Annotated in this window: 18 protein-coding genes and 1 tRNA gene; 5 read left to right on the top strand and 14 right to left on the bottom strand. The window is 56.0% G+C overall.

Features of this window, described 5'->3' with window-relative positions:
• Positions 1-2: 2 nt before the first annotated feature.
• The 3 genes from QP109_RS00890 to QP109_RS00880 are packed head-to-tail and all read right to left on the bottom strand — an operon-like array spanning position 3 to position 1656.
• Positions 3-776 (bottom strand): DUF8175 domain-containg protein, encoded by a 774-nt coding sequence (locus tag QP109_RS00890; protein WP_285022708.1) that lies wholly within the window; start codon positions 774-776, stop codon positions 3-5.
• Positions 777-778: 2 nt separating this feature from the next.
• Positions 779-1060, bottom strand: a complete 282-nt coding sequence (locus tag QP109_RS00885) for a hypothetical protein (RefSeq protein ID WP_285022706.1) — start codon at positions 1058-1060, stop codon at positions 779-781.
• A 2-nt stretch (positions 1061-1062) separates the two neighbouring features.
• On the bottom strand, positions 1063-1656 hold the full coding sequence (locus QP109_RS00880) for a DUF6668 family protein (RefSeq protein ID WP_285022704.1): 594 nt from the start codon (positions 1654-1656) through the stop codon (positions 1063-1065).
• A gap of 115 nt (positions 1657-1771) precedes the next feature.
• Here QP109_RS00880 and QP109_RS00875 point away from each other — a divergent pair, with 115 nt between their 5' ends.
• Complete coding sequence (locus tag QP109_RS00875; protein ID WP_285022702.1) at positions 1772-2059, top strand: hypothetical protein; 288 nt, start codon at positions 1772-1774, stop codon at positions 2057-2059.
• Positions 2049-2273 (top strand): hypothetical protein, encoded by a 225-nt coding sequence (locus QP109_RS00870; RefSeq protein ID WP_285022700.1) that lies wholly within the window; start codon positions 2049-2051, stop codon positions 2271-2273. The genes QP109_RS00875 and QP109_RS00870 overlap by 11 nt, the downstream gene beginning before the upstream one ends.
• Here the strand turns inward: QP109_RS00870 and QP109_RS00865 are convergent.
• The 8 genes from QP109_RS00865 to QP109_RS00830 all read right to left on the bottom strand — a co-directional run bounded on the left by QP109_RS00865 (position 2263) and on the right by QP109_RS00830 (position 9842).
• A complete protein-coding gene (locus QP109_RS00865; RefSeq protein WP_285022698.1) occupies positions 2263-3471 on the bottom strand; it encodes a hypothetical protein in 1209 nt (402 codons plus the stop codon). The genes QP109_RS00870 and QP109_RS00865 overlap by 11 nt on opposite strands.
• Complete coding sequence (locus tag QP109_RS09370; protein WP_502929258.1) at positions 3468-4781, bottom strand: helix-turn-helix domain-containing protein; 1314 nt, start codon at positions 4779-4781, stop codon at positions 3468-3470. The genes QP109_RS00865 and QP109_RS09370 overlap by 4 nt, the downstream gene beginning before the upstream one ends.
• Positions 4778-5062 carry a helix-turn-helix domain-containing protein gene (locus QP109_RS00855; RefSeq protein ID WP_285022694.1) on the bottom strand — a complete coding sequence of 95 codons (285 nt, stop codon included), beginning with the start codon at positions 5060-5062 and terminating at the stop codon, positions 4778-4780. The genes QP109_RS09370 and QP109_RS00855 overlap by 4 nt, the downstream gene beginning before the upstream one ends.
• Positions 5059-5292 (bottom strand): helix-turn-helix domain-containing protein, encoded by a 234-nt coding sequence (locus QP109_RS00850; protein ID WP_285022692.1) that lies wholly within the window; start codon positions 5290-5292, stop codon positions 5059-5061. Before QP109_RS00850 ends, QP109_RS00855 begins: the two co-directional genes overlap by 4 nt.
• 72 nt (positions 5293-5364) lie before the next feature.
• Positions 5365-5646 (bottom strand): hypothetical protein, encoded by a 282-nt coding sequence (locus QP109_RS00845; RefSeq protein WP_285022691.1) that lies wholly within the window; start codon positions 5644-5646, stop codon positions 5365-5367.
• A 266-nt stretch (positions 5647-5912) separates the two neighbouring features.
• On the bottom strand, positions 5913-8096 hold the full coding sequence (locus tag QP109_RS00840; RefSeq protein ID WP_285022690.1) for a VaFE repeat-containing surface-anchored protein: 2184 nt from the start codon (positions 8094-8096) through the stop codon (positions 5913-5915).
• Between the two features lie 220 nt (positions 8097-8316).
• Positions 8317-9444, bottom strand: a complete 1128-nt coding sequence (locus QP109_RS00835; RefSeq protein WP_285022689.1) for a hypothetical protein — start codon at positions 9442-9444, stop codon at positions 8317-8319.
• A 104-nt stretch (positions 9445-9548) separates the two neighbouring features.
• Positions 9549-9842, bottom strand: a complete 294-nt coding sequence (locus QP109_RS00830; protein WP_285022688.1) for a helix-turn-helix domain-containing protein — start codon at positions 9840-9842, stop codon at positions 9549-9551.
• Positions 9843-9984: 142 nt separating this feature from the next.
• Here QP109_RS00830 and QP109_RS09245 point away from each other — a divergent pair, with 142 nt between their 5' ends.
• A complete protein-coding gene (locus QP109_RS09245) occupies positions 9985-10311 on the top strand; it encodes a helix-turn-helix domain-containing protein (protein WP_350224199.1) in 327 nt (108 codons plus the stop codon).
• Here the strand turns inward: QP109_RS09245 and QP109_RS00825 are convergent.
• Positions 10268-10344: transfer RNA gene (locus tag QP109_RS00825), tRNA-Met, on the bottom strand. The two genes, QP109_RS09245 and QP109_RS00825, sit on opposite strands and share 44 nt — an antisense overlap.
• 121 nt (positions 10345-10465) lie before the next feature.
• Positions 10466-13546, bottom strand: a complete 3081-nt coding sequence (locus QP109_RS00820) for a UPF0182 family membrane protein (RefSeq protein ID WP_502929257.1) — start codon at positions 13544-13546, stop codon at positions 10466-10468.
• Between the two features lie 161 nt (positions 13547-13707).
• On the opposite strand from QP109_RS00820, the gene QP109_RS00815 reads away from it, so the two are divergent.
• Positions 13708-14274: a PPA1309 family protein gene (locus QP109_RS00815; protein ID WP_285022686.1), complete on the top strand. Its 567-nt coding sequence runs from the start codon at positions 13708-13710 to the stop codon at positions 14272-14274.
• A gap of 16 nt (positions 14275-14290) precedes the next feature.
• On the opposite strand, the gene QP109_RS00810 is transcribed toward QP109_RS00815, so the two are convergent.
• On the bottom strand, positions 14291-15520 hold the full coding sequence (locus QP109_RS00810) for a YlbL family protein (RefSeq protein WP_285022684.1): 1230 nt from the start codon (positions 15518-15520) through the stop codon (positions 14291-14293).
• A 114-nt stretch (positions 15521-15634) separates the two neighbouring features.
• On the opposite strand from QP109_RS00810, the gene QP109_RS00805 reads away from it, so the two are divergent.
• The gene (locus tag QP109_RS00805; protein WP_285022682.1) at positions 15635-17176 is read left to right on the top strand and encodes a zinc-dependent metalloprotease; all 1542 of its coding nucleotides are present in this window, start codon (positions 15635-15637) and stop codon (positions 17174-17176) included.
• Positions 17177-17226 lie beyond the last annotated feature (50 nt).

The raw sequence follows: 17226 nt of genomic DNA, 5'->3' as shown, positions 1-17226 counted from the left end.
CTTTACTGCCCAAGCCGGAGATCCCAGGCGGTAAACCCGTTCGGAATCTTCACATTCGCGTCACGCATATCAATGTCGCTTCCTTGCGCGACCGGAACGATCTTCCAATCGTTGTCAGTCCACACCAAGCGGTTCCACAGCTCGATAGAAGCCCACCTGTCTGGCAGACCAAGAGCAACGCCGATCTCATATTCATCCTTTGAAATCGGTTGGATTAAAAACCCGTTCACTGACGAGCCGGCATAGCGAGGACTCGGGGACGCTTGTGCGCGCTCGATCATTGCGTCCGCGTCAGCGCCTGGAACCAGCAGAGCCTCCAGCACGTCCGCTATATCCGTGCCACCTGAAGCTAAAAGGAGGCTGTAGTTCACCGCTGCACTCAGAGCCCCTGTTGGGGAATGGGCATATGTGGTGGGGAATGGTTCAAGAGAGCACGGCCCGGCGTTTGTCACCGCCACCGTCACGCGCGACCTGGTGACGAACGGCGTGGCTTCAAGCGTCGAATCAGGGATGAGTTCAGATTCAGTGAGCCACGAGCAGGCGTCATCATACGAGCCAGCTTCTGGAGGCGAATCAGTAGATCCGCTCGGCACACTCACCCCAGCAGACGGCGCGCTCTGACCAGTCTGGGGGGCATCACTCTTATGGTTGATCGCATACAAGGAGGTGCCTGCGATTCCGACAATCAACAAGCCCCACACAACGGCGCGTCCGACGCGCGTGGATGACGGCTTTGTATCGGATTCACCCGTCACGTTAGCGTTAGGTTCCTTCATCGTCAGATACTCAAGAACGTGCCAACGATCGCGCCAGCAGAACCGGAGATAATCATGGCTGCGACGACCCAGCCCAGCGAGTTAGCTGCTTCCATGCCCTCGCCACGACGGTTTTTAATTGCCATCACGGCAGCAACGATCATGATGCCGAGCGCGCACAAGATCGCGTCAATGAAGGCAACGTACTTGACCACCCTGAGCAAAGAATCTGCACCCGGAGGGGGAGTCGGAGTCACGTCTAGGAGCGGAAGAAGCGCGCTCAGGGCGCGCATAGCAGTGTTCATAATCAGTGTTTCCTTTCAACGGTGAGCTCTGATAGCTCAGTGATGGTGTGAACAAAAGTGCGTGGGAACCTCGAAGGTGTTTCGCCCACGCGAAGCGCACTCGAAAACTCCAGCGTCCATACGCGCGGAAAAGCGCCTCGCACAAGACGACAGGCTTCAGCCAAAGGGCGTGGCAAGCGTTTACCTGGGGCATCAGCGATCAAAACGCACCCGAGAACCTGGACACCACTAACAGCGCCAGAGAAAACTTCCGCAGCAGCGCGCCTGGCTGCGTGCAAGCCACTCATGTGGGTTCTGGCAACGCAGATGACCGTATTAGCGTCAGGAAACGACGTCGGCCACACGTGCCCGCAATCAACCAGGCCAGTCAGGTGAGCTAACGTGGTCGTACCCGCCCCGCCATGCACGCCAACAACACCCACGCGCCCCAAAGGCTCACAATAATGAGACTCCAACAACGCGGTTTCGGGCACAGGAACACCCGCTTGCACTCCCCAAGAAGAAACCGCAACCGAATGAAGGCACGCCGGAACACCCTCAGCTTCTTGGTGGCTATCCTCATCTGGGGTCGCCCACGGGTTAAACGGTTCACTCATTTTGACCGGCTTCTCCAATGCCAAACAGCAGTATCTATCTGCTGTGAATGTGCGCCACGTGCGCACTTAGCTCACATTCGAGACGCAACACTTTCAACCACAAAGGCAGGAAACCGTGAGTTGGCCACACATCAGCGTCGAAATCGACCAATCACACACGATTAAGACAATCATCAGCGGACTCACCACCTACCTGGAAGCCCCCACGCTTCCTGAAGCACGCCAGAAAGCCAGCGCCTATATCGGCCAATACGCAGCAAAACTGGGGCGCACACTGACAGTGAAAGTAAGTGACCCTGAAGGAAAATGGACAATCAAAGTCGCACCCGACGGGACAGTCACTGGCCTACCTACCACTCAACGATCATTCTTCACTCGTCAAAGGAGCCGTCATGCTCGGTGAACCTCGCTGGATCGACACCACTGAAGCAACCCTGTATGCACTCACCCCAGGCTCACTGCCCCCTGGATACAGCAACGACGCAACCTACTATGCGACCTGGCAGGCAGTCGAAGAAGCACTCGCCGGCACGTCAGAGAACATGACACTCTGGAGTGCGCGCGTACTCTCAACAACCACGACAACCAACTGGGAGAAAACCGAGCTTACGCGCTAACAGCTTTACTCTCACCGCCTCGGTTGCCTTGTTCAAACGCCCAGTTTTCGATCAACGCAAGCCACTTGTCCTCATGAGGTTCAACCCCCGTTCCCCCACGCATAATGCGCAGAACAAACGACGAGTCCACCCCACCGCGGCGAGTCCCACAAATAAGGGACATCCACGCTGAGATCACATGCGGTGGAAGTGCGAGCGAGGCAAGATACTCATCAGAGCGAGCCACCTTGATCTGGCGTGACCTATCCGTGGTCGCTGCGATCTCAACCATGCGCCTCGTCGCCTGCCACGCCAAGCCTTGCCCCACCCCGCGCGAGGCAAGCTCAGCGATCAGATGATGATGCCCCCGCGAAAACAGTTCAGTCAGATCACCAAAAGACACCTGGTCAACAGGACGCACATCATCGGTGCCCACTGCTCGAAAATCGCCCAGTTCACCGATCGTGTCTACCGCAAGCTCACGCAGGAACATCTCGTCCGCATGCGACACTTGCCTGACCACAATCGAAACCGCTAAACCCCACGGGTTCGATTCAGCCGACAACACCTGCTGCGTATGCTCTCTCAGAACGCTCCACAACCTGGAAATCAGATCTTGGCGCGCCTCCACGCTCGACATATGCGAACGCCTACGCACAATCCACCCCAGCCGAGCATCAACCTCAACCTCACAGGCAACCGCAAGCCCGCGAGACGCGTTATCCGCCCACCCTGACTTCACACACGCCTCAAGGAGCGCAAGCAAGCCCCTGGCAGACAAAGGGTCAATCCCAATACCACCACCAATACCGTCTTTACCGTCATTACCGGCAAATCCGGTAAATACGGCATTGCCGGTATTGTCGGCAGACTCATCAGTGTTCAACGTGGACGTCGATACGCTGTTCACGACAGGAACTCGGGTAAGAGCAAGCCTGGCAACGATATGCTGGGCGATCTGAATCTGGCGCGCCCCCTGCTCACTTGCCCCTCGAACAGGCTCATCACACACGCACACAGACTCACCAATCAGGTTCGCGACACACTCGCGCGCAGCCTGCGGACTCATCATCGCCTGTTCGCCAAGTTCACCGTAGGTGATAATCACACCCCCGCTTTGGTCAGCGTGCCAGACCAAGCGAGCTAAAACCATCGCTTCACCAGGGGTTGCGAGCCTCAGATTCAACGCACCCAACGAGGCATACATCACGGCCGTCATGCGCGCTTTTCCTGTTCCGCATACCAGTCATCGGCCATCTGGCGAACCTGTTCAAACAGGTCAGGGTCATCATCGTAACCGCGCTGGGCAATCGCATTGACGCGCTTGAAAACTTCCCAGTCAAGGGCTAGGCGTTGTGAGGCAACATCTTCGAGGAAAACACGCTTTTCGCGCTGAACTTCGGCGCGGCGCTCACTGGCACTTGGAGGCTTACCAACAGCGAGAACATCACGCACCCTGGCGATCAGAAAACCCGTTGGATTGCGAACATCCGAGGGCGGGGGCAAGGGATTCGAAGCCAACACATCACGCAGGCCACTGGGAGTCCACCCGCTCCCAGCACACGCGTTTTCCGCAAGGCTCTGAAGCTGACGCACGCCAGCGCCAGAGAGCCAGTCAAGCCACGATTCAGGCACGACCGTCGCCAAAAACGCCCAATCCGCGCCACCCGAACCACCAGAACCATCTAAACGGCGTTCTGAGCGACTTTCAGGGACGTTACCTTGCCCAGATACTACCCCACCCCTGTTCGAGCGTTCTAGGTGCCTTACAGGGCGTTTACGAGGGGTCTGGCGATCACCGTTGGAGGAGGAGGTTGGATTTGGAGCCTCATCTTCGCCCGCAACGCCAGCGTGACCCGCCTTGCTCGACGCCCGGTCGCTGGTGGCGAGCGAAGCGTCGCCACTTGCGACCAAAGCGTCGCAGTCACGTTCGAGAGTCTCCAACCCGCCACCACGATTACCGCGTAACTGCTTTTCGGGTAATTCTTCTTGGTGGGTTTGGTTAGGTTTGGTTTGGTGGTTTATTTGGGGGTTATATGTACATATGGGTGCAACCTGTTGCATCTGTGGACTACCCGAATTTGCATCTGTGGAACCCCTATCGTCTCCACATGTGCAAGATTTGCATCTGTGGCCACAACCGCTACATTCCGCCGAAAAGTCCACATGTGCAAGATTTGCATCTGTGGACTCAGCAGACTCAGCGAAATTACCCTCCACCTCCAAATGCAGACGATACGTCGTGCCCGACCGGTGCTTATGCGCGGACTTATCCGCACACGCACCCGACTGATCCCCGCACCACGAATAACGCGGAACACGTGAAATGAGCCCACACTCATCCAGTGTTTTTAAATGCGACGCCACACTCCGCAAAGAACACTCCGCCCGCTTGGCAATCTCCTCACGCGAACGCCACGTCTCATCCTCGTCGTTAGCGAACTCCGCCAACGCCAACAACACCAGCTTCTCGCCCTGCCCAAGACCCCTAATCCGATCAAACGCCCACGCAACAGCCCTGAAACTCACAACACATCACCCCCCACCATCACCTGGCCCAACCTGGGAAAGCGCGCCGCTTCAATATCCGAGCAACCCAGATCGATAAGCCCACGCTGTTGAAGATGGACCAAAGCACCTTTCACATCATCAACACTTGAACACGACCGGCGAGCTGGACGCTCAAGCGAGCGCAACAACACCCAGCCATCCTCACCAGCATCATCAGCCAAAGACAACAAAACCAGCTTTTCAAGCACATCAATACCGTCGGTTAAACCAAACGCCCACTCAATCGCTTCAACACTCACAACACGCCCCCTAACAGCAAGCGGGCTGACCAACAGCCCGAATCCGTCAGACGACTAATAACTCGACGGATATTACGCACGCTCATACGCGACTTTTTTGCAATGACCGCCTGGGATGGCCAGCAGACACCATCGTCTCTAGCAGCATCAGCCAGGGAGAGCATGACGAGTGTTTCAGATTGCGTGAGTTCTTGGAGTTCCCAGACCCACGTCATAGCTTTAATACTCATGGCAGGATAGTTCCGTTCCACATCGTTAAACGAAAAAGAAAGTAAGAGGGGATACAGGCACGCTCAAGCCGTTTAAGAGCCTTGAGGCATTGGATTAAAACGACTCCCAGGCAAAGCGATATTCAGTGCCTGATTGAGCGCAATAAGGAGCAGTCGCCTGTATGTCGCACGCGCTTCAAAAGCCGTCTCGCGACTTAGATGACCACGGGCTTGTTTTGCCTCGCAGACCTCATCAATATGCGCGCACGTATCGCGCCAGATCCGTTCAACCGCCTGAGAGCGCTCTAAGGGCGTTAAATCACCAATCTTGACAGAGCGAAGCATGTCAACGAACGTTGCCGTTTGACGTTTCATTGCATCTTGTGTATTGATATAAGCTGGTGTTTGCGATATCACTGGTATCGCCTTTCTGTCGCTTGTAGCTAAGCGATTTATCGAGTGCTAGGTACTCGAATGGGGGCGAGTAATTCGTTTGCTCGCCCCCATCCTCATGCCCTAGCACCCACGGCCATAGCCTGCCGACGCCTGCTACATACTTGAAATTAAAGGTGAGAGGGCCTCACCCTCACACGCCCGCCCTAGAGATATCAGGCGCATGAGGGCGAGAGCTCAAAAACGGTTCAGGCGACGCGACGACGCTTCAACACCAACGCAACACCGCCCCCAACAAGAGCCAGGCTCGCAAGACCACCAACACCCACAATCTGCGCACCAGTCTTAGCCAAGCCACGAGACGACGAACCACGATCCTCATCCCCACCCTTAACCGTCTGGCCTTCGTCGTTGATGTCAGTGTGGACAGCGATGGTTTGTCCGTCGTGTTCGAGGCGTTCGAACACGACTGTGGTCTTGCCGGCCAGCATGGAGGCGTCGATGGTGAAATCAACGTTTTCGCACCCGTCAGCTTGGTCTGGGGTGAACGTCTTGGAGGCGGTGACGGGTTTGCCTTCAACCATGAGTGGTTCACCTGTTGCCTTGTCCATTAACGTGCCTGTCAGGGTGTATTCCTTGCCCGGCTTCAGGTTCGTGTAGCACACCTTGTCCGTGATCGTGACCATGCCCGAAGAAGCGAGGGTCTTATCACCGTCTGTCTTGTCGGTCGCGGTGGTCTTCAATGTCGGCGGATTAGGCTCAACAACATACTGTTCGCTCTTGTCAGTAACAGAGGTTGTAAAAGGAGCAACACGATCATCGCCAGCAAACGAGGTAACAAACACGTACGTACCCGGCTCGCCGTCTTTCATTTTGAACTTGGTTGACCCAACAGAGGGCTTGAAACCGTTGGAAGCATCAACCTGAACTTCGCTGATCGTTTCAGCAGCCGCAATATTCTCGTCAGTGACCGCCTGACCCTCGGGGAAGAACAGCAGTTTTTGAGTGAACTTCAGCTCGTCAGCCTTAAAACCAGCCCTAGCGGTGAAGTTCGGGTGAGACTCGGGTAGTTCGGTGACGAACATGTCGTCGACAAGGTACGAGCCTGACTTGGTTTCACGAACCGACAAACTAGTATCCACATTCGCTTTGAAACGATATGACGTTGTTTCATCGCCCAACCCGAACTGGTCGTGCCAGTCGGCGTGCACCAATTCCTTAATGTCAATCGCCGGGTCACCAATCGTGCCAGGCTGAGTATCCTTGACGACCTTCCAGACCCACGTGTAGAACCCAGGGGCTAAACCGGCCACATCAACATTGACATTATGCTCACCAGGACCCTCGGCGGTAAATGACGCGGTCGCGACCGCCCGTGCGTCTGCGGGAACCTCATCACTAGGGTCTACCGGCTCTTGACCCAACGCATAGGCAGTGCCCTCATACACGACCGGAACCGGCTGACCGTCAATTTCCAGCCACTTGCCATCACCATAATTCGGGTCAGCACTGGCAGTGATCGTGTCCACCAGGGTCGTAGAGTCAATCACCTTAGAGGTGCCCACATTGGACGTAGCAATCGGCTGGAAATCAAAAATCACCTCAAACGACGGCCCCGCAACCGTCTCAGAACGACCCTTGTCCTGATCAAACCAGATCACATCCTGGCGACCACCACCAGGCGACGCGTAACCAAGCGCAGAAGCACCCAAGTCTGCGTAATCAACATGATAGGAAACCGTGCCGTTCGCGGTTGAACGCCACTGAATACCACCAACCGGCGCAGACGCAGTTGTTCCCGTATATGTGTTCGTCCCACTCGCTTCAAACACCGCCGGGCCATTAAGAGTGATAGTGAACGGCTTACCCGCAACATACGCATTAGCGCCATTCTTCACACCGATACCGTCGATAGTGCCAAAGCGCATACGCTCCCCCGTCACGCTACCAGCCTGCCAGCCAACGACACCCGATGCTTTTGCTTCAGCAACCATCTGGCGAGCACGGTTTTGAACGTTTTGGGGAACGGAAGCAAGAAGCGTATTCACATTCGCCTGAGCATTACGCGAGTTCTCAAAATTCACGTGAGCAAGAAAAGCAGTCGCAGCCGCATCGACATCGGTATTCGAAAACTCAAGCGAAGTTGGCGTATACCACTTCATGATGTACGCCATCTGCGGAATATCGACACTCAAATCAGCCGGACGAGAAAGCGATGGCTGAACCGTCAACTGACTGGGCGATACGACCACCTCTGCTGCAGGATTGACCGCGTCAGCCTGAATACACAACCCAGGAACCGGCTGACCACTATAGGGAATCCACGTTCCCAGCCAGCCAGACAGGCCGTTAATCGGCACGCCACGCACCCACGACCCCGCAGCAAGCGAAGCAGGAGACGCAGCAATCAACGAGGCACACACAACCACCATCACTGCAAGAGAGGCTAAGATAGACCTCAGCCGTGAGTAGTGTGCCACCCTAGGCACAGAAGAATCCACCATCATCAAATTCCTTTCAACTGATGGGAATACATGTGGAACCCACCAACTAGGCGATCAGCTTTCCTAGGGCATGGAGCGCCCAGTTGGCAGGAGTCTTACTGAGCTACAGCACACTACTCACGGTGCTGCGCTTGAAATTCAGAGCGATTCACGGAATGACCGTTTCTGTTGTTTGATAGTGACCATTTGAATCGGGTTGAATCTGGTGATGCCGCCAACCGTCAGGGTCATACACATACTCCGGATAGTTATGGTTGTACCAATATCCCGAACTTCCAAGATCAGTGGAAGATCCGCCCGAATAATCTGACGGCGAGCCACCACCCCTGTAAGCGCCACCGGAGTAGTCGTAAGAAGAACCGCTATAGGACGCTCCCCCACCAGCCGAGGCAGAGCTCGCCTGAGCTTGGGCGTCTTGAGCCTGCTGCCAGGCAGACTGAGCATCAGAGACTGCAACGGTCTTCGCTTTCACATCATCAACCGCAGAACGAAGCTCATCAATCTTCACCTTCAGCGCCACACGATCAACGCTGGGCATGGGCGCGCCTGACCGGCTATCTTCACCGGACTGAGAAGAATCAGAACCAACAGCGCCCGATGCCTCTACCTCGGACACAAGCCCCTTCAGCGTCTCGATCGCAGTTGAGAGCGCGTCGCGGACAGTATTGTCATCAACCTTCGACTCAGAGCCATCCAAAGTTGTCTGCGCAAACTCAATCGCACTGCGCGCTTGAGCAACCAGAGCCTCATACGTGGACTGCACATACGTGTTCAGCTGGGTTTCGACGCTAGCCGTCGCAGAGGTAAGAGAAACAATAGCGTTCTGGGCAAGAACAGTCTCCGCAGATAATTCCTCAGCCCCTGCACGCAGAAGATCACGCCCCACAGGAGTAGGTGGCGCACTCAGATCGATTCCCTCAGCAGAAGCCAGCGCGTCAGCCAGTACTTTCAACTCATCCTCGCCAACAGCAGGCGACTCTCCCGCAGTCTCGTTTGCTTCAAGAGCTTCCGCTTGCACCGTGCGCGCCTGCTCAAGAACACTAGCAAGCCCCGTAGCAAGACCAGTGTTCTCCTCAAGCGCAGACTGGAAAGCAACTGAGGCCACATGATTCCGGTAAGCGTTCACACCAGCCCACGAACCACCACCGGCAGCCACCAACGCTAAAGCAACAACCGGAGCGACCACACGAGGCCGACGCCACCACGCGTGCGCCACCAAAGCAGGCGCAGTCCCTTCAGAATCCCCCATCGCATTCAGCTCTGTTTCATCACTCATTACCAGACGCACCTTCCCGAACAACCGTTAGACACCAACAAGACTAAAACAGCAAACGCCCAACAAGAGGCGAAGCCAGCCAGGTTCCACAACCACAAGAAACCTCACCCAGCCTGCTGAAGCGAATCAGTAAACGCTGACGCACTCTCTGCTTCAGTCCTTTCCTGCACGAACGGCAGTTCAACATCTACCCAAGAGGACTCAGGAGACCCTTGATCTCGACTGCTCGACCCATTGATAGGTTCAAGAATCTTTCGAACTGCTGATGCGGGAATACGGAACTGTCCCGACGGAAGCTTGATCGCCGAAAGCAGACCACGCTTAGCCCAAGCTGTCACACTATTCCGCGAAACTTGAAGCTCATTCGCCACTTCGGAAGTAGTTAAGAGCGCTTCCATACTTACACCTACGCTATCTTCTTGCATCTCACCTAACCTTCTTCGACGACTACAATACCCATACCGCCTTTCGCTGTCAAAACAATAATATCGCAATCCCTGCACCACTTGCACAACATACACACTTTGATACTATTGCGCTATGACTAATGATTCATACCTTAGAACCTTGACACCAAACGAGATTGTCGCGGAACGTATCGCTATCTGGCTTCGACGCAGATCACAGCCAGCTGCCGCTCTTGCCGACGCACTCGGCGTTACACAAGCAACAATGTCTCGCAAGTTAAAAGGGCACGTCACATGGTCAGTCACTGACTTGGCACGCGCAGCTGGCTTCTTGGACGTTTCTGTCGAAGCGCTTATTCCAGTTGAAGCCATTGAAATAGCAAAGCGCCCGATCTTTTCAGATCAGGCGCTTGACGTGGTAGCGGGGGCAGGATTTGAACCTACGACCTCCGGGTTATGAGCCCGGCGAGCTACCGAACTGCTCCACCCCGCGTCGGTAGTTACTACCCTAGCGCGCTCGTGACAGAGCTTCAAACGGAGGGCGGTGAGCTTCGTCTCGTAGAAGCTCACCGCCCGGGTTTCGTCAAGGGTAGGGCTGAGTGCGCGGAGGAGGATCAGCCGTTTGACTGCATTGCCTCAGCGCCCGGAGAGCCGAGGGTTGAACCGGATTGGGGCGTATCGGTGGAGCCGGATGTGACGCCAGTGGACTGTCCAAGTTCTTCTTGTGCGGCAAGAGCTCGCGCCAATGCGTCGTTGAGCTTCTTCTGGGATTCGCCGTAGGCACTCCAATCTCCGCTACTCAACGCTGTTTGTCCGGCTTGCATGGCCGCTGAGGCGTCGGTCAGTGCTTGGTTCAAGCGCTGTTGAGCAGTTTGGGTGACGGTGTTTGACGTATCGTCGCCTTCTGCGGTTTCCCCACCTGCGTTGTTCGCGACTGTTGCGGCCGAGTCACCGCCGAAGGTCTGATCCAAGGATTCTTCCAGAGTCGGCGCGAAACCGACCTGGTTACCGAAGGCAGTCAGGACTGAACGCAGAACCGGGTAGGACGCTGAGCCGGTGCCCTGGACGTAGACGGGCTGGACGTAAAGCAGACCGCCACCAACGGGCAGAGTCAAGAGGTTGCCTCGAATAACCTGCGAATCCGCTTGATTCAACAAGTTGAGCTGGCGCGCGATGGTCTCATTCGAGTCATATGCGTTCTGCACCTGGCCCGGACCGGGCACGGTAGTCGATGACGGCAAAGCTAGCAACCGGAGCTTTCCATACCCATCGCGGATCTTTCCGGCCTCGTTCCCTGTCTCTGAGTCGACGGCGAGGAAGCCTGCCATTGCTTCACGCTTGGATTCACCACCGGGAACGAATACGGAGGTCAGTGAGAACTCTGCGGTTTCCTGGGTCGGCATCTGCATTGTCAGGTAGTAGGCGGGCTGAGCCGTCACTCCGGAAGAAACTCCGCCCGACTGCGATGCGTTCGAGGATGCGGACACTGCGGTTGATGTTTCTTCGGCGAGGCGCCAACGGTCACCACCGGCGTAAAAGTCGGACGCGTTGGTGACGTGGTAGCTTGTAAGAAGTTCACGCTGAACCTTGAACATGTCCTCCGGGTAGCGCATGTGACTCATCAAGTCACCGCTGATTCCGCTCAGGGGTTCGACACGACCCGGGTAGATCTTCATCCACGTCGAGAGGATCGGGTCTTCCTGATCCCACTGGTAGAGGTGAACGGACCCGTCGTATGCGTCAACGACGGCCTTCACTGAGTTGCGCATGTAGTTAATCGTCTCTGCGCGCACATATTCGCCGACTTGCGAGGATCGGGAGTCAACGGTTGAGCTGGACAGGGACTGGTGTTGCGAGTAGGGGTAGGAGTCTGTTGTCGTGTAGGCGTCGACGATCCAAACCAGGCGCTTTTCGGTTGACGGATCCCCATCCATGTCAACGACAGCCGGGTAGGCTTCCTGTTCCAGAGTCAGGAACGGGGCAACCTTTGCGACGCGATCCAATGGATCACGGTTGTAGAGGATCTGCGAAGCAGAGTTGGTCTGAGACGAGAAGAAGATGTCGGTGGAACCAAACTTGATCGAGTAGAGGAGCTTGTTCCAAACGTTGCCGACGCTTGGGCCACCGTCGCCAGTGAAGGTTGTGGCAACCTGACCGCCTTGGACATTGTCATCCGGGTAGTCGAGTTCTTGCGGATCGCTACCTTCCGGAGCACCGACGATCGAGTAATAGGGGGCGTTCGGGGAGAAGTAAACGCGTTCTTCGTAGTCCCCCATTTCGCCGACCGAGGGCACCGACTGCTCCCAGTATGAGGGCAGGCCATCAGAGTTCAGCGAATTACCGTAGGCGGCGACAACACCGTAGCCGTGCGTATATACGGTGTGCGTGTTCACCCAGGTCTGCTGTTCTGCAGACAAACCGGCGAGGTTCATTTCGCGCACTGCAATGACTGTGTCTCGACGCTCGTCACCGACCGTGTAACGGTCCACGGACATTCCTGAATCAAAACCGTAGTAGGGACGCGACTGTTGCAGCTGCTGGACGGTCTTCGTGATCACCTGCGGGTCAAGCAGACGAATCTGCGACGTTGATTCAGAGTCTTCGCGCAACTGTCCGGGCTGAGCGCTGGTTGCGGCGTCGTAGTTCGTGTATTCCAGATCATCGAGGCCGTATGCTGCGAGGGTGGCATCAATGTTGTGCTGAATGTATTCAGATTCCAGAGTTCGTTCGTTCGGGGTGACGCGGAACTGCTGGATGAGCACGGGGTACGCGCCACCGATGATGACAGCAGAAATCACGGTCACGGCAACACCGATCGTGGGTAGACGCCAGGATCCCCTGAACGCTGCGACAAGGAAAAGCAGAGCGATCAAGAACGAGATAACGGCGAGGATCGAATGAGCTGGAAGCGTTGCATGGATGTCGGAGTAGAGGGCGCCATCAATATTGGCGCCGTCTTGGGTAAGCAGGTCATAGCGGCCGAGCCAGTAGTTCGCTCCGATGAAGAAGGAAACCAGTGCAGCGAAGACGCCCGTCTGTAGACGAGCAGGCTTTGACGCGTGAGGACGCGGAAGCAGGCGAACGGTCCCGTACACATAGGAGACAACGAATGCTGCAATCAAGCAGAGAATCGAGATTTTCAGCAGGAACCCGACCACTAGTTTCAGCATCGGCATTGTGAAGACGAAGAAGGCGATATCGAAACCAAACTGAGGATCCGTCTTCCCGAAGGGCGTCTGATTCACGAATTGCAGAACCGTCTGCCAATCATTCGCCAGGTTGACACCGTTCGTGAAACCGAGGAACAGGGCGACCACCCAGAAGGCGATACGACGAACCGGGTCCAGTGCCTTCTGGTATTCGCGAAGGGTTGCGGACGCTTGACCTCGCGTGGAAGCTTCGCGATGCTTATACGCGTAGTTGAGCGACCAGAGAATCAGGCCGGTCACGACAAGGAAACCAATGACGAAGAGGCCGGCGTGAGCGATCCATTGGGTCAGCACGATACGCACTGAATGCATCTGACGGAACCAGAGGATCTCGGTCCATACGACTGAGGCCGCATAGATGATCGCGCCAATTCCAACCAGAATCAACAGCGTCAGAGTCATTGGGCCCAAACGCGGACGGTCAGTATTGTTCCCTCCCCTCTGTGGCTTCATTGACTGAGGTTCGGGCATGGGAAAGGCGCTCACAGCGTCACTCCTCTACGTTGATTATCGTGCTCTCATCCTACCCGCGGCGTGCGTGAGAGTGCGCGACGAGGCTCCTGTTGGAACGCTAGCCTTGACTGGCATTCATCAGAACTCACAATTCGTTGGCACCTTTGCGTGCTCGACGTGAGAACATACATTCCATGACTATCGAAGAACCTCAGATGCCGAGCGCGCGTCAGATTGCACTTGCGAATGTTGTTGTCGACATTGAACGTAGCGCTGCACGAATCGGTTGGGATCATGCCCCGTCGCTCTATGCGCTTGTCCACACGTCCCAGCTTCTTGCCCAGCCGGACTTGCCCGAGGATATTGCTCAGCAAATTCGCAAGGGGTGGGATGGGAGCGAAGAACACCTGTCTGCCGTGATTCAGGAAGATCTTCGAGAAGACGACCTTGAAGAGGTGCTCGGACATCTTGGCTGGCCAGAACAGGTTGCTGGTGCTGCGATTACGGTTGAGCGTCTTGTCGTACCCCCGGAGGTTGAAGATCAGGCTCCCGAAGATCCTGAAGAAGCCATCCAGTTCATTTCGAACCACCCGTCACGCGCGGATGTTCGTCTTGCTGTTGGCGTGCTTCGCACCGGCGAATCCTGGTGTGCTCTGCGCACGAAAGCATTCGACTCCGACGACAAGGTTGGTCAGGGAACAAACCTTGTTCCAAACCTCGTCGAGGCTCTTCTCGCATCACTCGAACCGGACGTCGGCTGACGGCCTTTTGCGAACATCACTCGCAGGTCGGCAGGGTATCCCCTTGGCCGACCGCGATTGTTTCTACGGCAGTTCTGGCTTCTGACAGAGTCGAAACAGAGACGACACTGAGGCCTTCGGGGACGTTTCCGACAACTTCATCGCAGTTCGAAGAGGGGGCAAGGAACCACGAAGCCCCGTCGCGTTTGGCTCCCCACATCTTCTGCACGATGCCACCGATCGCGCCCACTTCACCGTCGTAGGACATCGTCCCTGTTCCGGCAATGCTCTCAGTTCCTGCAAGGGCACCTGGGGTCATGCGGTCGATAATTCCAAGCGCAAACATCATGCCTGCGCTGGGACCGCCCACGTCTTTCAGATTGAACTGAATATCAAACGGAAGCGTGGCTTCAACAGACAGGTAAACGCCTAGGCGAGAGCCTTGGTGTCCTTCGGGAGCGGCCACCGTCGTGATCGGAATATCGACCTGTTCCCCGTCGCGCTCAACGGTCAATGTCAGTGTTGTGCCGGCGGGGATAGTCTTGACCAGCGCAAAAACAGTTGATGCTCGATCAATCGGATGGACGACTCCTTGGGCGTCAGTGAGTGACACAAGCAAGTCACCCGATTGAACGCTATCCTCTGCGTTTGTTCCTTTGACTGCCTGGACGACACGCACCGATGCGGGCACGTCCCAGCCAAGCGATTCCAGAGCCGCGACTTCCGCGGTCGACTGCGAATTCGACATCAGCGCTGATTGGGCTTGGTCAACCTCTTCTTGGCTGATATCCGAGGGATATTCCTCTTCGTAGGGAACAAGGACGGACTTCGAATCAAAGTAGCCCATGACCAGCTCAGCAAGATTCAAACGGGCACTCGGCCCACCTCGTTGAGACACTGTTACCATCCGAAGCTGTCCGACACCGTCCTCAGTTTCCGTCGAGGGTTCAACAGCGACGGACTGTCCCGAATCAGGGTCGGTGCCGGAGATTGCGATCAGGTCGGTACCTCGATATGACCCAACGACGTTGAACGTCGGTCCCGGCGATTCCAACACATACGGCATTGGTATGACGAACAGCGCGACTCCTAGAATCACGCCACCGGCGATCGCAGCGGTGGTGGGACGACTCGGCATCCATTTCTTTACCCGCTGACTGGGGGTGTCGGCAGTGTTTTCTGACCGCACCGTGGCGTCTTCAAGCTCACCGGTTAGGAGGCTGTGATCCTGCTGTTCATCAATACTCACCGGATCATTGTCACCCATGGCTTGCCTCAAGGGCACGCTGAGATGCCTATTTCAGTGTTTTCCAATTCCGCTTTCAGCGCACGCCCATAGTTCATCGCGCGATTCCTCAGGTGGCGCGGGTAGGCTCGCAGTATGAACGAGGACGAAACGTTCCCCCAAGACAATCCATTCGAAGACTTTCTGCGCAATATGCTCGGTGCCAACGCAGCGGAAGAAGCAATGCGTGCGTTGAACGCGCAAGGGTTCGATCCTTCAATGTTGCCCCCAGAGGTTCAGAATCCAACCGCTTTGAACGCCGCACTAAAGCAGATGCAGTTCTTTATGAGTACGTCCACGGGTCCCGTTGATTGGCGAATCGTGAATGATTCTGCACGGCAACAGATCTACTCCGCGGGCGATCCAGCTGTGAGTGCAGCCCAGGCGGGGCGCGTACGTCAAGCGTTGAGCGTTGGCGACTTGTGGCTTGATACGGTCACTGATTTTGCCCCCGGACAGGTCGAGCGTGCGGCGTGGAGTCGCATTGAGTGGACCGAGGTCACCCTCGATCAGTGGAAACGAATCTGCGAACCGATTGCGCTGAATGTTTCTCGTGCGCTCACGTCTGTGATTGAAAACCAGATGGGCGGGAGCGCAGGTGATCCTTCACTTCTTCCTGAGGGCCTTGCGCCTATGGCAAGCCAAATGAAAAACCTGATTCCGAAGCTGGCGGCGATGATGTTTTCTTCTCAGCTTGGAATGGCATTGACCGCTCTTGCGCGCGAAACCTTCGGCACAAATGATGTGGGTATTCCCCTTCTGACGAAGCCGACAACCGGTTTGGTGGTGTCGAACGTTGAGGATTTCGCAGACGGGCTGGATATTCCTTTCGAAGAGGTTCTACAGTTCGTTGCTGTTCGCGAGTGCGCTCATCGTCGGCTTTTTGCTTCAGTTCCGTGGCTTGAGGGCGATCTGATGCGAGCTGTCGAAAAATACGCGACTCATATCGAGATCGACATGGAAGCTCTTTCTGACGTTGCCCGCACGTTGGATCTAACGAATCAGCAGTCGATCGAGGAAGCCTTGTCGGGTGGCGTGTTTGCGATGAATATTTCGCCCGAGCAGAAGCGTAGTTTGGAGCGTCTTGAAACGATGCTTGCGCTGATCGAAGGCTGGGTTGAAGTTGTGACGGCTCAAGCGACTGCCCCGTATCTTCCTCACGCCGATCAGTTGCGCGAGATGATCCGTCGTCGTCGCGCTACCGGTGGCCCAGCCGAGCAGGTGCTGGGTCAGTTGATCGGGTTGCAGATGCGTCCGCGTCGCGGGCGAGGCGCTGCATCGATCTTCAGTCTTGTCGCAGCCGATGGTGGGAGGGAAGCTCGCGACAACCTCTGGTCGCATCCTGATATGGTGCCGACGCAGGCAGAGCTTGATTCTCCCGACACCTTCTTGACGATCCGCCAGGCGGCTCGTGAGCAGGACGCGGATATCGATGCTGCTCTCAATGCCCTGTTGGACGGCACGATGGGGTGGGCTGAAGGGCTTTCTCCGGAGAGTGATCCCGAGAGTGAAACGTTGGCGCGGGCAGGATTTGCTCCAGATGCTCCGGACAATCAGGCCGGGGATCAGTTCAATGATTCTGCTGACGGTTCTGAAGACAAGGATTCTGATCCTTCTTCGGGGGATACTCAGGCCTAACGATGAAGCTCATCGTCACCTCCGCGCCGATGCTTGTGGATAACTTTTTC

The sequence above is a fragment of the Pauljensenia sp. UMB9872 genome, assembly GCF_030212665.1.
Classification (GTDB): Bacteria; Actinomycetota; Actinomycetes; order Actinomycetales; family Actinomycetaceae; genus Pauljensenia; species Pauljensenia turicensis_B.
Note: the sequence above shows the minus strand (reverse complement) of the source record. Positions and strands in the feature narration are given on the sequence as shown.

Coding starts and splice junctions, on each gene's coding strand:
- QP109_RS00815 (WP_285022686.1), top strand. CDS start 13,708: ATGACTATCGAAGAACCTCAGATGCCGAGCGCGCGTCAGATTGCACTT.
- QP109_RS00865 (WP_285022698.1), bottom strand. CDS start 3,471: ATGACGGCCGTGATGTATGCCTCGTTGGGTGCGTTGAATCTGAGGCTC.
- QP109_RS09245 (WP_350224199.1), top strand. CDS start 9,985: ATGACTAATGATTCATACCTTAGAACCTTGACACCAAACGAGATTGTC.
- QP109_RS00870 (WP_285022700.1), top strand. CDS start 2,049: ATGCTCGGTGAACCTCGCTGGATCGACACCACTGAAGCAACCCTGTAT.
- QP109_RS00810 (WP_285022684.1), bottom strand. CDS start 15,520: ATGGGTGACAATGATCCGGTGAGTATTGATGAACAGCAGGATCACAGC.
- QP109_RS00845 (WP_285022691.1), bottom strand. CDS start 5,646: ATGAAACGTCAAACGGCAACGTTCGTTGACATGCTTCGCTCTGTCAAG.
- QP109_RS00885 (WP_285022706.1), bottom strand. CDS start 1,060: ATGAACACTGCTATGCGCGCCCTGAGCGCGCTTCTTCCGCTCCTAGAC.
- QP109_RS00830 (WP_285022688.1), bottom strand. CDS start 9,842: ATGGAAGCGCTCTTAACTACTTCCGAAGTGGCGAATGAGCTTCAAGTT.
- QP109_RS00805 (WP_285022682.1), top strand. CDS start 15,635: ATGAACGAGGACGAAACGTTCCCCCAAGACAATCCATTCGAAGACTTT.
- QP109_RS00880 (WP_285022704.1), bottom strand. CDS start 1,656: ATGAGTGAACCGTTTAACCCGTGGGCGACCCCAGATGAGGATAGCCAC.
- QP109_RS00890 (WP_285022708.1), bottom strand. CDS start 776: ATGAAGGAACCTAACGCTAACGTGACGGGTGAATCCGATACAAAGCCG.
- QP109_RS00850 (WP_285022692.1), bottom strand. CDS start 5,292: ATGAGTATTAAAGCTATGACGTGGGTCTGGGAACTCCAAGAACTCACG.
- QP109_RS00840 (WP_285022690.1), bottom strand. CDS start 8,096: ATGGTGGTTGTGTGTGCCTCGTTGATTGCTGCGTCTCCTGCTTCGCTT.
- QP109_RS00835 (WP_285022689.1), bottom strand. CDS start 9,444: ATGAGTGATGAAACAGAGCTGAATGCGATGGGGGATTCTGAAGGGACT.